Here is a 12,710-nt window from a genome sequence, read left to right as displayed (position 1 = left end):
CGCACATGCTCCATATCCCGCAGTGCCGGCATCAGCGCTTGGCGCTGCTGGCTTTCACGACTTCGCCGCCCTTCATCACGAAGTCGATGCTGGTGAGCCGGCTGACGTCGGCCAATGGGTCCTGGTGCACCGCAATGATGTCGGCGAACTTGCCGGCCTTCAGGCTGCCGACGCGGTCATCCCAGGCCATCAGCTTTGCCGCCTTGATGGTGGCCGCCTGGATCGCCTGCATCGGCGTCATGCCGTACTTGACCATGTAGGCGAACTGCTTGCCGTTGTCGCCATGCGGATAGACGCCGGAGTCGCTGCCGAAGGCCATCGTCGTCCCGGCCTTCCAGGCCTTGGCAAAGCTCTCGCGCTGGGCCTGGCCGATCTGGCGCTCCTTCTCGATGGACTCGGGCAGCATGCCGGCTTTCTCGCCTTCGCTCAGGATGTAGTCGTCGTTGTAGATGTCGAAGACCAGATAGGTGCCTTGCGCCAAGGCGAGCTTGATGCCCTCGTCATCGATCAGGCTGACATGCTCGACAGAGTCGACGCCGGCCTTGATGGCCTCGGTGATGCCACTCGCGCCATGCGCATGCGCGGCCACTTTGCGGCCCAGCTTGTGCGCCTCCTGCACGATGGCGACCATCTCTTCGGGCGTGTACTGCAGCGCGCCGGGCGTATCGCCCTTGCTGAGCACGCCGCCGGTGGCGCAGATCTTGATCAGATCAGCACCGTACTTGACCATCTCGCGCACTTTGGCGCGCGCTGCCCAGGGGCCGTCGGCCACGCCGCGGCCGGTGAATTTGTACTCGGCCGGCAGGAGGTTGTCGTCGCAATGGCCGCCTTGAATGCCGAGCGAATAGGCCGAGACCTGCATGCGCGGGCCGATGAAGTCGCCATCGTTGATTGCATCGCGCAGCGCCACATCGCCGAAGCCGCTGGCGCCGACGTTGCGCACGGTGGTAAAGCCCGCCAGCAAGGTGAGCTTTGCAGCGCGAACGCCGTAAAGCGCGGCGCGGGTGTCAGAAATGCCGAGCTGCGAATAGCCTTGCTGCCTGGCGTCGACCGTCAGGTGGGTGTGAACGTCGATCAAGCCCGGCATCACTGTGCTGCGGCTCAGGTCAATGACTTGCGCGCCCGCTGGAATCGCGACCTGGCTTGCTGCGCCCAGGCGCTTGATCTTCTCGCCTTGCACCAGCAGCACCTGGTCGGTGAGCACGCGGCCGGCTTCGACATCGACAAGACGCCCCGCCTTGATGGCCAGCAGCGGCGGCTCGGCGGCCAGCGCAATTGCAGACATGAGTGCGGTGGCGAGCGCCGCAAGGCGGCTGGGGCGAAGCAAATGCATGAAGGTCTCCGTGACTAGCGCGCGATGATATTCGGCAGGCCGCTGTGCCACACTGCGGGCCGCGTCGCCAGGGCGCTGCAAGGACGCAGGGATCTGCCAAGGAGTCGAGCGTGGGACTGTTTGATCAAAGCCTTCTCAACGACGGCGTGAAGAAGCGCGAGGTCTTCGGCTGGTCGATGTATGACTTCGCCAACTCGGGCTACACGACGGTGGTGCTGACCGCGGTCTACAACGCCTACTTCGTCAGCGTGATCGCCGAGAACAGCCCGTCCGCCACCTTGCTGTGGACGCTCCTGATAGCGGTCTCCAGCCTGATCGTGATGCTGACCATGCCGATGATTGGCGCGCATGCGGATCGCCATGCGGCCAAGAAGCGCCTGCTCTTGATCAGCACCGCCGGCTGCGTGTTCAGCACGATCGGGCTTGGGCTTGCAGGCCGCGGTGAACTGTGGGGTGCAGGTCTTGCGGTCATCGTTTCCAACTGCTGCTATTCCTACGGCGAATCGCTGATCGCCGCATTCCTGCCCGAGCTCGCGCGGCGCGAATCGCTGGGCCGTGTCTCGGGATGGGGTTGGGCCTTTGGCTATTTCGGCGGCATGCTGTCGCTGGGCTTGAGCCTCGCATATGTGCTTCATGCGCAGGCGGCAGGAATTCCGGCCACCGAGTTCGTGCCGATCACGATGTACATCACCGCCGGCATCTATGCGCTGGCGGCGGCGCCGACCTTCGTCCTGCTGCGCGAACGCACAGTTCCCAATGCAGCGCTGCCCAAGGCATCGGGCCTGGCCCCTCTGTGGGCATCCTGGCAGCGGGCGCGCGCCTATCCCGAGTTCCTGCGCTTCCTGGCCTGCGGCACCAGCTACCAGGCCGGCATCTCGGTGGTGATCGCGCTGGCGGCGGTCTATGCCGAACAGGCGTTGGGCTTCAAGCAGGCGCAGACCATGGCGCTGGTGTTCCTGGTCAATATCGCTTCGGCCGTTGGCGCGTTCGGCTTTGGCTATTTCCAGGATCGCGTCGGGCACAAGCATGCACTGGCCATCACGCTGGGCGGCTGGGTCGTGATGGTCAGCATGGCCTATCTGGCACAAGGCCCGGGCCTGTTCTGGGTGGCGGCGGTGATTGCCGGCCTGTGCATGGGCTCCAGTCAGAGTTGCGGCCGCGCATTGGCCGGCTCATTTGCACCGCCAGCCAGCCTGGGTGAGTTCTTCGGCCTGTGGACCTTTGCCACGCGCCTGGCAGCCATCATCGGCCCCTTGAGCTATGGCTTGATCACCTGGATCAGCGGCGGCAACCACCGGTTGGCGATTCTGGGCACCGGCCTTTTCTTCGTGATTGGCTGGCTCATCCTGCGCGGCATCGACATGGAGCGCGGCATGGCCCGCGCCACGCGTTAGACCGAGGCGGGCTCGACAGTCTGGGTTTGCCAGCCCAGCACCTGCTGCACGAAGCGCTGCATGGCAACAGCGTCGCCCGTCGTCTCGATGCGCATGCCGGCGCCGCTCGCGCCATGGGGCCACAAGCGCTGAGCCTGGTGCGCGACAGCGGTTTCGATGTTCAGCATCAGCACTTGTGATCCGAGTGCTGCCTGAAGCTGCTTCTGCACCAAGGGATAGTGGGTGCAGCCCATCAGCACCGTGTCGACCTGGGCTTCGCGCAATGGCGCGCAAAGTTGGTCGATCAAGGCGTTGAGCGCTGGCGATTCGAGATCGCCGGCCTCGATCAGGTCGACAAGCCCAGGGCAGGCCTGGCTGAAGACCTGGGCCTGGCCGGCATGCCTTGCCAGCAGATCTTGATAGCGCGCGCTGGTGATCGTGGCCGGCGTGGCAAGCACGCCAATTCGCGCGGCCTTGCTTACGGCCACGGCGGGCTTGATGCCCGGCTCTGTGCCGACGAAGGGTAGGGAGGGCCAGCGTTGGCGCAAGGCCTGGATCGCGTGGGCCGTCGCGGTGTTGCAGGCGACCACGATCAGTGCGGCGCCGCTCGCCTGGAGGTGCTCGCTCAAGGCCAGGCTGCGGGCCTGGATGAAATCCGGGCTGCGTTGGCCGTAGGGCGCATGAGCGGTGTCGGCGATGTAGTGCAGCGGCACCTCCGGCATTTGCCGACGCAGCTCCCGCAGCACGGTCAAGCCGCCGAGGCCGGAATCGAACACGCCAATGCTGGGAGACGCTGCTGCTTGCTTCATTGAGGGCGGCAGTCTACTTGCAGCCCGAAGCTCGCCGGTGCAGCGATTCTTGTGTTTAAAATCGAACGATCGTGCTATTTTTCTGCGGGCCTGGGCCTCGAAAGACATCAGGGCGACTCTGGCGCACCTGCGGCCACCCGTAGAATCCACTTAACGTTAACGTCAATCAGGCTCTGGAGTGCTGCCATGAAGGTATTGGTCCCCGTCAAACGCGTCGTCGACTACAACGTCAAGGTGCGCGTCAAGAGTGATGGCACAGGCGTGGATATCGCCAATGTGAAGATGTCGATGAACCCCTTCGACGAAATCGCCGTCGAAGAGGCCGTGCGCCTGAAAGAAAAGGGCGTGGTCACCGAGGTGATCGCTGTTTCCTGCGGCGTCACGCAGTGCCAGGAAACCCTGCGCACCGCCATGGCCATCGGCGCCGACCGCGCCATCCTGGTCGAGACCGACGCCGAGCTGCAGCCGCTGGCCGTGGCCAAGATCCTGAAGGCCCTGGTTGACAAGGAGCAGCCCCAGCTGGTGATCCTGGGCAAGCAGGCCATCGACGACGATTGCAACCAGACCGGCCAGATGCTGGCTGCGCTGACCGGCCTGCCGCAAGGCACTTTCGCCTCCAAGGTGGAAGTGGCCGACGGCAAGGTGGCCGTGACCCGCGAGGTGGATGGCGGCCTGGAAACCGTGAGCCTCTCCCTGCCGGCCGTGGTCACCACCGACCTGCGCCTGAACGAGCCGCGCTACGTCACGCTGCCCAACATCATGAAGGCCAAGAAGAAGCAGCTCGACATCGTCAAGCCGGCCGACCTGGGCGTGGACGTGACCCCGCGTATCAAGACGCTGAAGGTCGAGGAGCCTGCCAAGCGCGGCGCTGGCGTCAAGGTGCCGGACGTGGCCACCCTGGTGAACAAGTTGAAGAATGAAGCGAAGGTGATCTGAGATGACTGCTCTGGTAATTGCTGAACACGACAACGCCTCCATCAAGGGCGCCACGCTGAACACCGTCACGGCCGCCGTGGCCTGCGGTGGCGACGTGCACGTGCTGGTGGCCGGCTCGAACGCCACTGCTGCCGCCGCCGCTGCCGCGCAGATCGCCGGCGTGGCCAAGGTGATCCACGCCGACGCCGCCCATCTGGCCGACGGCCTGGCCGAGAACCTGGCCGCCCAGGTGATCGCCATTGCCGGCAGCTACAGCCACATCCTGTTCCCGGCCACGGCCTCGGGCAAGAACGTCGCCCCTCGCGTGGCTGCGCTGCTGGACGTTGCTCAGTTGAGCGACGTCACCAAGGTCGTCAGCGCCGACACCTTCGTGCGCCCGATCTACGCCGGCAACGCCATCGCCACCGTGCAATCGAGCGACGCCACCAAGGTGCTGACCGTGCGCACCACCGGCTTCGACCCGGCCGCCGCCGAGGGTGGCGCCGCTGCCATTGAAACCGTTGCCGGCGCCGCCGACAGTGGCAAGAGCACCTTCGTTGGCCGCGAGGTCACGAAGAGCGACCGCCCCGAGCTGACCGCCGCCAAGATCATCGTCTCGGGTGGCCGCGCCCTGGGTTCGAGCGACAAGTTCAATGAGGTGCTGACGCCGCTGGCCGACAAGCTGGGCGCTGCCCTCGGTGCCTCGCGCGCTGCGGTGGACGCGGGCTACGCGCCGAACGACTGGCAAGTGGGCCAGACCGGCAAGATCGTTGCGCCCCAGCTCTACATCGCCGCCGGCATCAGCGGCGCGATCCAGCATTTGGCCGGCATGAAGGACTCCAAGGTGATCGTCGCGATCAACAAGGATCCGGAAGCCCCGATCTTCTCGGTGGCCGACTACGGCCTTGAGGCTGACCTGTTCACGGCCGTGCCCGAACTGGTCGCCAGCCTGTAATCACGTTTCCCCGAGAGAGACAGCCTCACAGGCGCCGCCTCCCCAAGGGTTGCGGCGCCTTTTCGTATCTGGAGACCAAGCCATGAGCTACCGCGCCCCCGTCAAAGACATGCTGTTCGACATGCAGCATCTCGCCGGCCTGCAGACCCTGACCGAGCAGATTCCCGCCTTCGCTGACTACGGTGTCGACACCGCGCAGGCAGTGCTCGAGGAATGTGCCAAGCTCAATGAAGACGTGGTGGCACCCACCAACGTCGAAGGCGACAAGAACCCCTCTTACTGGAAGGACGGCAATGTCTTCACCAGCAAGGGCTTCAAGGAGGCCTTCCGCCAGTTCGCCGAAGGCGGCTGGCAAGGCCTGCAGCATCCGGCCGAGTACGGCGGCCAGGCGCTGCCCAAGACCATTGGCGCCGCCTGTGGCGAGATGGTCAACAGCGCCAACCTGAGCTTCGCGCTGTGCCCGCTGCTGACGGATGGCGCGATTGAAGCGCTGCTGACGGCCGGCTCCGACGAGCAGAAGTCCACCTACATCCCGCACCTGATCGACGGCAGCTGGACGGGCACGATGAACCTCACCGAGCCGCAAGCCGGCTCGGACCTGGCGGCCGTGCGCACCCGCGCCGAACCGCAGGCGGACGGCACCTACAAGATCTTCGGCACCAAGATCTTCATCACCTATGGCGAGCACGACATGGCCGAGAACATCGTCCATCTGGTGCTGGCCCGCGTGGTCGGAGCGCCCGAAGGCGTGAAGGGCATCAGCCTCTTCATCGTGCCGAAGTTCATGGTCAATGCCGATGGCTCGCTGGGTGCGCGCAATGATGCGCATTGCGTGTCGATCGAGCACAAGATGGGCATCAAGGCGAGCCCGACGGCCGTGCTGCAGTTCGGCGATCATGGCGGCGCCGTGGGCTATTTGGTCGGCCAGGAAAACCGCGGCCTCGAGTACATGTTCGTGATGATGAACGCGGCCCGCTTCGGCGTGGGCGTGCAGGGCATTGCGGTTGCCGAGCGCTCGTACCAGCATGCGGTGGCCTATGCGCGTGACCGCGTGCAATCGCGCCCGGTCGATGGCTCCAAGCCCGGTGCCGCCACCATCATTCATCACCCCGATGTGCGCCGCATGCTGATGACGATGCGCTCGCTGACCGAAGGCTCGCGTGCGATGTCCATCGTCGCTGCCGCAGCCTATGACGCGGCCCATCACCATGAAGATGCCGAGACGCGCAAGCAGAACCAGGCTTTCTATGAATTCATGGTGCCCCTGGTCAAGGGCTACAGCACCGAGATGAGCCTGGAGGTGACGGACCTCGGCGTGCAGGTGCATGGCGGCATGGGCTTCATCGAGGAAACCGGCGCGGCCCAGTACTACCGAGACGCCAAGATCCTGACCATCTACGAAGGTACGACCGCCATTCAGGCCAATGACCTGGTAGGTCGCAAGACCACGCGCGATGGCGGCACGCTGGCCAAGGCCGTGGCGGCGCAGGTCGAGAAGACCGAGGGCGAGCTGGCTGCGCGCAGCAGCGCTGCATCGCAGTCAGTGGCCAAGCGCTTGAAAGCGGCTCGCGAGGCCTATCTGCAATCGGTGGACTTCATTGCCGCGCAAGGCAAGGCCAACCCGAACGCGGCCTACTCGGGCTCGGTGCCCTACCTGATGCTGGCTGGCAACCTGGTGGCCGGCTGGCAGCTGGCGCGCTCGCTGATCGTGGCGGAAGACATGCTCGGCGAGGACGCCGAATTCATGGCCGCCAAGATCGCTACCGCGCGCTTCTACGCAGAGCACATCCTGCCGCGCTGCGGCGCGCTGCGCAATGCCATCGTCGAAGGCGCGGACAGCGTCACCGCGATGGCCCTGGACTCCTTCTAAGCGCCTTTCAGAACCCGGAGCTGTACGTGGCCCTGCCCCCCATCCTGCAAAACCTGCCGCTGCCCATCATCGGCTCGCCCTTGTTCATCATCAGCAATCCCAAGCTGGTGATTGCCCAGTGCAAGGCCGGCGTGGTCGGCTCGATGCCGGCACTCAATGCGCGCCCAGCCGAGCTGCTCGAAGAGTGGTTGATCGAGATCACCACCGAGCTGGCGGCCTACAACGCGGCCAACCCGGACAAGCCGGCTGCGCCCTTCGCGATCAACCAGATCGTGCACAAGAGCAATGACCGGCTTGAGCACGACATGGCCCTGTGCGCAAAGTACAAGGTGCCCATCATCATCACCAGCCTCGGCGCGCGCGAAGACGTGAACGCGGCGGTGCATGCATGGGGCGGCATCGTGCTGCACGACATCATCAACAACAAGTTCGCGAAGAAGGCCATCGAGAAAGGCGCCGACGGCCTGATCGCCGTGGCTGCAGGCGCTGGCGGCCATGCCGGCGTGAAGAGCCCGTTCGCGCTGATCCAGGAGATCCGCGAATGGTTCGACGGCCCGCTGGCGCTGTCGGGCTCGATGGCCACGGGCGATGCGGTGCTGGCCGCGCAAGCGATGGGCGCCGACTTCGCGTACATCGGTTCTGCCTTTATTGCCACAGAAGAGGCGCGCGCGCCGGCCGAGTACAAGCAGATGATCGTCGACAGCAACAGCGACGACATCGTCTACAGCAGCCTGTTCACCGGCGTGCACGGCAACTACCTGCGTGGCTCCATCGTGGCCTCCGGCATGGACCCGGAAAACCTGCCCGAAGGCGATGTGAAGACCATGGACTTCGGCGGCGCTGGTGCCAAGAAAGCCTGGAAGGACATCTGGGGCAGTGGTCAGGGCATCGGCGCGGTGCGCGAGGTGGTGCCTGCGGCGCAACTGGTGCAGCGCCTGGCACGCGAATACCAGGCGGCGCGCAAGCGACTGAGTCTCAGCTGAACTGAATCACTTGACGTATGTGCGCCAGCTCAGCGGGCTGTCGTTGGCGCGGTGCGGCGCCTCGATATTGGCCCGCATGGCCCAAGGCCGCATCTGGTGATGCAGGGGGATGAATAACACCTCGTCCCGCACGCGCAGCAGCGCCTCGCGGATCTGGGCGTTGCGCTTGGCCACATCGGTCTCGACCTTCATTGCATCGACCAGCTGGTCGATCCTGGCGTCGCTGACCTTGGAGAAGTTGGAGTGGCCATCAGGCCCGGTCGTGCGGGTGCGGATGATGTCCTGCAGCGTGTACTGGCCATCGAAGGTGGCCACACCCCAGCCCAGCAGATAGAGCGCCGCCTCGCCGCGCTGGTAGGTCTGGGTGTGCTGCGACCAGGGCGCGGCGATCAGGCGCGCCTTGATGTCCAGCTTGGCCCACATCGAGACGACGGCGACGCAAGTCTCCTCGTCGTTCACATAGCGGTTGTTGGGGCAATGGAAGGGCACTTCGAAGCCCGAGCCATACCCTGCCTCGGTCAGCAGTGCCTTGGCGCGCGCGAGGTCGGGCTTTGCCGGCGTGTCGATGTCCGGCGTGTTGCCGTTGACGCTGGGCGGCACCATCAGCGCCGCAGGGATCGAGTGGCCGCGCATGATGGTGCGCTTGATCGCCTCGCGGTCGATGGCAATGGACAGGGCCTCGCGCACCCGCTTGTCCTTGAACGGGTTCTTGCCCTTGACGCTGGCGCCCCTGAGTTCGTCGCTGCCCAGGTCCATGGCGATGAAGATGGTGCGGTTCTCGGCGCCCTCGATCACTTTCAGGCGCGCATCGGTGCGCAGCTTGGCCACGTCCTGCGTGGGCAGGTCGGTGAGCAGGTCCACGTCGCCCGCCAGCAGCGCCGCCACGCGGGTCGAGTCTGACTTGATCGGCAGGTAGCTGATCTCGGTCACGTTGCCGCGGTTCTTGAGGTCCCACCAGTCTTCATTGGCCACCATGGACAACTTCTGGTCGGGCTGCCAGCTGACGATCTTGTACGGTCCGGTACCCATCGCATTGCGCGAGGCGTAGCTGTCTTCCTTGGCCTTGTAGTCCTGCGTGTTCTGCGCCTTGTTCTTTTCGGCCCAGCTCTTCGACATGATGCGGAAGTTCGGCAGGTTGCGCAGCAGCAGCGGCGTAGGCGCAGAGAGCACCAGGTCGATCGTGTTGCTGTCTATCTTCTTCACCTCCTTGATGCCGGTGACGTAGATCTGCATATTGCCCTGGGGCTGCATCACGCGGCCGTGGCTGAAGACCACGTCGTCGGCCGTGAAGGGTGAGCCGTCGTGGAACTTCACACCCTTGCGCAGCTCGAAGCGCCACAGCGTGGGCGAGAGCATGGTCCATTTGGTGGCCAGACAGGGCTCGGGCTCGTACTTGGCATCCAGCCGCGTGAGGCCTTCGTAGGCATGGGCCATCAGGCTGGTGGTGGTGCTGTGGTTCTGCGAGTGCGGATCCAATGTCAGCACGTCGTTCTGCGCGGCCCAGCGCAGGGGCGCAGCGGACGCGCAGGTGGATGCAAGCAGGGCGACAGCGAAGAGCAGTGAAGTTTTCATGGCTTGATGTTCGCAAAGCGGGCTTCGGGTCTATCGTCAGGCCGATGCACCGTTTCGACATTGGCGCGCATGGCCCAGGGGCGGATCTGGTGATGGATGGGGATGAACAAGTGTTCATCCCGCACTCGGGTCAACGCTTCCTTGATCAGCGCATTGCGCTTGGCTGCGTCGACCTCGACCTTCATCGCGTCGATCAAGTGATCGAGCTTGGCGTCGCTGACCTTGGCGTAGTTGAAGCTGCCGTCCGGCCCGCTGGTGCGGGTGTGCGTGATCGCCTGCAAGGTGAACTGTGCGTCCCCGGTGGGCACGCCCCAGCCAAGCATGTAGAGCGGCGTCTCGTAGCGCTGGAAGGCCAGGCTGTGCTGCGACATCGGCTGGGCGGCGAGCCGGGCCTGCACGCCGATCTTGGCCCACATCGAGACGATGGCGACGCAGATCTCCTCATCGTTGACGTAGCGGTTGTTTGGGCAGTTCAAGGGAACTTCGAAGCCGGAGCCGTAGCCTGCTTCTGCCAGCAGCGCCTTGGCGCGCGCTATGTCTGCCTTGGGTGCGGCATCAAGTTCAGGCGTGTTGCCGTTGACACCGGGCGGCACCAGCAGAGCGGCCGGGATGGACATGCCACGCATGATGTTGCGCTTGATCGCTTCGCGGTCGATGGCGATGCCCAGCGCCTCGCGCACACGCTTGTCCTTGAACGGATTCTTGCCCCTGACGCTTGAGCCCTTCAGCTCATCGCTGCCCTGATCCAAGGCGAGAAAGATGGTGCGGGTCTCGGGCCCTTCGATCATCTTGAGCCTCGGGTCGGCCTTCAGGCGCGCCACATCCTGGGTAGGCAGGTCGGTGAGGATATCGACTCCGCCGGAGAGCAGGGCGGCCACGCGAGTGGCGTCCGACTTGATCGGCAGGTACTGCACCTCGGTGATGTTGTTGCGGTGCTGGTCCCACCAGCCGGCGTGGCGCTCCATCGTCACCACCTGATCGGGCTTCCAGCCGGTGATCCTGTATGGGCCGGTGCCCATCACATGGCGCGAGGCGTAGTTGTCTTCCTTGCTCTTGTAGTCCTGCACATTGACCGACTTGTTCTTCTCGGCCCAGGGCTTGCTGACAATGCGGAAGTCGACGATGTTCCTCAAGAGCAGCGGGCTGGGCGCATCCAGCAACATCTCGATCTCGTGCTCGCCGAGCTTGCGGATCTCCTTGATGCCGGTGACGTAGATCTGCATCGTGCCCTGGGGCTGGCGGATGCGGTTGAAGCTGAACACCACGTCGTCGGCGGTGAACGGCGTGCCGTCGTGGAACTTGACACCCTTGCGCAGCTCGAAGCGCACCTGGGTCGGCGAGATGAAGGTCCACTTCGTGGCCAGGGCAGGTTCCAGCTCGTACTTGGGGCCGTAGCGGGTCAGGCCTTCGTAGGCATGCATCAGGATGGCGGTGGTCGTCGTGTGGTTCTGCGAATGCGGATCCATCGACAGGATGTCGTTCTGCGCGCCCCAGCGCAGCGTGGCTGCCTGGGTACCCATGGCGATGCCAAGGGCCAGCAGGGCGGCGAACTTCCAGGTCTTTGGCACAGGCTCACTCCATCCATTCATTGACGATGGATGCTAGCGGCCGACCCTCAGGCAAAGGCTAGGGCTTGCCCGGGGCGCTGGCCTCGAAGTCGGCGTCGCAGCCGGCACCGGCGGCAATCCAGCGTTGCATCAGCTTGTTCACGGGCCAAGGCGCGGCAAGCAGGGCACCACAGACATACCGGCACGCCGCTTCATCCCAGCGAAGTGCCACGCAGGCACCGTGCCGCTTCAGGCTCAGCAGCATGCCGACCGGGCAGGGTTCGGCCAGGCAGCAGACGCCGCAGCCATTGCAGGGCGCACCAAAGGCGGGCTTTGGCGGGGCTTGCGGCTGTATCAGGATGACGCGTTGCTGGGCCATGCCGCAATGTAGCGGTGCCAATAAGAAACGCCGCTTCGATGAAGCGGCGTTTGACCGGGCAGAAGTCGTCTACTTCTTGACGCCCAGCTCACGCAGGCGCTCTTCCAGATAGCTGTGGGCGGTGTAGCGGTCCGACAGCACCACCTCGTTGCGCGGGTGCAGGAAAAGCGGCAGCGAGACGCGGCTCTTCTTGGCACCTTCGCCGGTCGGGTTGACCACGCGGTGCTGGGTCGAGGGGTAATAGCCCGCGGAAGCCTCCTGCAGCATGTCGCCGATATTGATGATCAGCATGCCGAAGTCGCAAGGCACATCGAACCATGCTCCGTCCATGCCTTGCACCTGCAGGCCGGGCTCATTGGCGGCGGGCAGGATGGTGAGCAAGTTGATGTCGCCATGTGCGGCTGCGCGAATCGAGCCGGCCGGCTCGTTGCCGGTCAGTGGCGGGTAGCGCAGCACGCGCAGCAGGGTCTGTGTGCTGTCCTTGATCATGTGGGACAGCGGCTCGCGGTAGCTCTTGGCGATCTCGGGTGGCGTGTAGCGCTCGACCCAGGACAGCAGTTCTGCAGCCAGCTCATTGGCCTGCTTGTAGTAGGAGTCCGCATCTGCCTTCAATTGAGCCGGCACCCGGCCCCAGGGGTAGATGTGGAAGTACTCCTTGATGTCCTTCTGCGTCGCGCCCTTGGCGGTCTCAGAGATCTCGGTGGAGAAGTAGCCGTCCTGCTTTTCCTTGGAGAAGGCGAACTGGTGCTTCTCTTCTGTGCCGAAGAAGGCGAGCCAGTCGGCGTAGATCTTCTCGACCAGGGCCTGCTGGATCGGATGGTTGATCAGCACGCCGAAGCCGGTTTCGTGCAGCGAGCGGGTGAATTGTTCCGCGGCGTCTGCGGCGCGGTAGTCGACGACTCGAACTTGCATGGGAACTCCTGATCTGTGTCCCGACGGCAGGCCATTCAAAGGCGGGGCCTGACCGTGCAGGG

Annotated in this window: 11 protein-coding genes; 5 read left to right on the top strand and 6 right to left on the bottom strand. The window is 64.6% G+C overall.

Annotated features, from left to right (window positions below; all coding sequences use genetic code 11):
- Nucleotides 1-31: 31 nt before the first annotated feature.
- Nucleotides 32-1,285 carry a Xaa-Pro dipeptidase gene (locus V3596_RS03840; RefSeq protein WP_334276269.1) on the bottom strand — a complete coding sequence of 418 codons (1,254 nt, stop codon included), beginning with the start codon at nucleotides 1,283-1,285 and terminating at the stop codon, nucleotides 32-34.
- A gap of 158 nt (nucleotides 1,286-1,443) precedes the next feature.
- Here V3596_RS03840 and V3596_RS03835 point away from each other — a divergent pair, with 158 nt between their 5' ends.
- Nucleotides 1,444-2,727: an MFS transporter gene (locus V3596_RS03835; protein WP_334276268.1), complete on the top strand. Its 1,284-nt coding sequence runs from the start codon at nucleotides 1,444-1,446 to the stop codon at nucleotides 2,725-2,727.
- Here the strand turns inward: V3596_RS03835 and murI are convergent.
- A complete protein-coding gene (gene murI, locus V3596_RS03830) occupies nucleotides 2,724-3,515 on the bottom strand; it encodes a glutamate racemase (RefSeq protein ID WP_334276267.1) in 792 nt (263 codons plus the stop codon). The two genes, V3596_RS03835 and murI, sit on opposite strands and share 4 nt — an antisense overlap.
- Before the next feature lie 186 nt (nucleotides 3,516-3,701).
- Here murI and V3596_RS03825 point away from each other — a divergent pair, with 186 nt between their 5' ends.
- The 4 genes from V3596_RS03825 to V3596_RS03810 all read left to right on the top strand — a co-directional run bounded on the left by V3596_RS03825 (nucleotide 3,702) and on the right by V3596_RS03810 (nucleotide 8,238).
- Nucleotides 3,702-4,451, top strand: coding sequence for an electron transfer flavoprotein subunit beta/FixA family protein (locus V3596_RS03825; RefSeq protein ID WP_334276266.1), 750 nt, complete (start codon nucleotides 3,702-3,704; stop codon nucleotides 4,449-4,451).
- Between the two features lies 1 nt (nucleotide 4,452).
- Nucleotides 4,453-5,385 (top strand): electron transfer flavoprotein subunit alpha/FixB family protein, encoded by a 933-nt coding sequence (locus V3596_RS03820; protein WP_334276265.1) that lies wholly within the window; start codon nucleotides 4,453-4,455, stop codon nucleotides 5,383-5,385.
- Between the two features lie 82 nt (nucleotides 5,386-5,467).
- Nucleotides 5,468-7,255 carry an acyl-CoA dehydrogenase gene (locus tag V3596_RS03815; protein ID WP_334276264.1) on the top strand — a complete coding sequence of 596 codons (1,788 nt, stop codon included), beginning with the start codon at nucleotides 5,468-5,470 and terminating at the stop codon, nucleotides 7,253-7,255.
- A 26-nt stretch (nucleotides 7,256-7,281) separates the two neighbouring features.
- Nucleotides 7,282-8,238 carry an NAD(P)H-dependent flavin oxidoreductase gene (locus V3596_RS03810; protein WP_334276263.1) on the top strand — a complete coding sequence of 319 codons (957 nt, stop codon included), beginning with the start codon at nucleotides 7,282-7,284 and terminating at the stop codon, nucleotides 8,236-8,238.
- A 6-nt stretch (nucleotides 8,239-8,244) separates the two neighbouring features.
- Here V3596_RS03810 and V3596_RS03805 read toward each other — a convergent pair whose 3' ends face one another.
- The 4 genes from V3596_RS03805 to V3596_RS03790 all read right to left on the bottom strand — a co-directional run bounded on the left by V3596_RS03805 (nucleotide 8,245) and on the right by V3596_RS03790 (nucleotide 12,648).
- A complete protein-coding gene (locus V3596_RS03805) occupies nucleotides 8,245-9,810 on the bottom strand; it encodes an ABC transporter substrate-binding protein (protein ID WP_334276262.1) in 1,566 nt (521 codons plus the stop codon).
- The gene (locus tag V3596_RS03800) at nucleotides 9,807-11,378 is read right to left on the bottom strand and encodes an ABC transporter substrate-binding protein (RefSeq protein WP_334276261.1); all 1,572 of its coding nucleotides are present in this window, start codon (nucleotides 11,376-11,378) and stop codon (nucleotides 9,807-9,809) included. Before V3596_RS03800 ends, V3596_RS03805 begins: the two co-directional genes overlap by 4 nt.
- 58 nt (nucleotides 11,379-11,436) lie before the next feature.
- Nucleotides 11,437-11,736, bottom strand: coding sequence for a hypothetical protein (locus V3596_RS03795; RefSeq protein ID WP_334276260.1), 300 nt, complete (start codon nucleotides 11,734-11,736; stop codon nucleotides 11,437-11,439).
- Between the two features lie 69 nt (nucleotides 11,737-11,805).
- A complete protein-coding gene (locus V3596_RS03790) occupies nucleotides 11,806-12,648 on the bottom strand; it encodes an isopenicillin N synthase family dioxygenase (protein WP_334276259.1) in 843 nt (280 codons plus the stop codon).
- Nucleotides 12,649-12,710 lie beyond the last annotated feature (62 nt).

It is taken from the genome of Roseateles microcysteis, assembly GCF_036880965.1.
Classification (GTDB): domain Bacteria; phylum Pseudomonadota; class Gammaproteobacteria; order Burkholderiales; family Burkholderiaceae_C; genus JAUASW01.
The sequence above is the reverse complement of the archived record's forward strand: the minus strand, read 5'-3'. Positions and strand labels throughout refer to the sequence as shown.

What these genes read in the sequence shown, in the direction of transcription:
- V3596_RS03840 (WP_334276269.1), bottom strand. Translation starts at nt 1,285, where the DNA reads ATGTCTGCAATTGCGCTGGCCGCCGAGCCGCCGCTGCTGGCCATCAAG.
- V3596_RS03790 (WP_334276259.1), bottom strand. Translation starts at nt 12,648, where the DNA reads ATGCAAGTTCGAGTCGTCGACTACCGCGCCGCAGACGCCGCGGAACAA.
- V3596_RS03805 (WP_334276262.1), bottom strand. Translation starts at nt 9,810, where the DNA reads ATGAAAACTTCACTGCTCTTCGCTGTCGCCCTGCTTGCATCCACCTGC.
- murI (WP_334276267.1), bottom strand. Translation starts at nt 3,515, where the DNA reads ATGAAGCAAGCAGCAGCGTCTCCCAGCATTGGCGTGTTCGATTCCGGC.
- V3596_RS03795 (WP_334276260.1), bottom strand. Translation starts at nt 11,736, where the DNA reads ATGGCCCAGCAACGCGTCATCCTGATACAGCCGCAAGCCCCGCCAAAG.
- V3596_RS03820 (WP_334276265.1), top strand. Translation starts at nt 4,453, where the DNA reads ATGACTGCTCTGGTAATTGCTGAACACGACAACGCCTCCATCAAGGGC.
- V3596_RS03825 (WP_334276266.1), top strand. Translation starts at nt 3,702, where the DNA reads ATGAAGGTATTGGTCCCCGTCAAACGCGTCGTCGACTACAACGTCAAG.
- V3596_RS03815 (WP_334276264.1), top strand. Translation starts at nt 5,468, where the DNA reads ATGAGCTACCGCGCCCCCGTCAAAGACATGCTGTTCGACATGCAGCAT.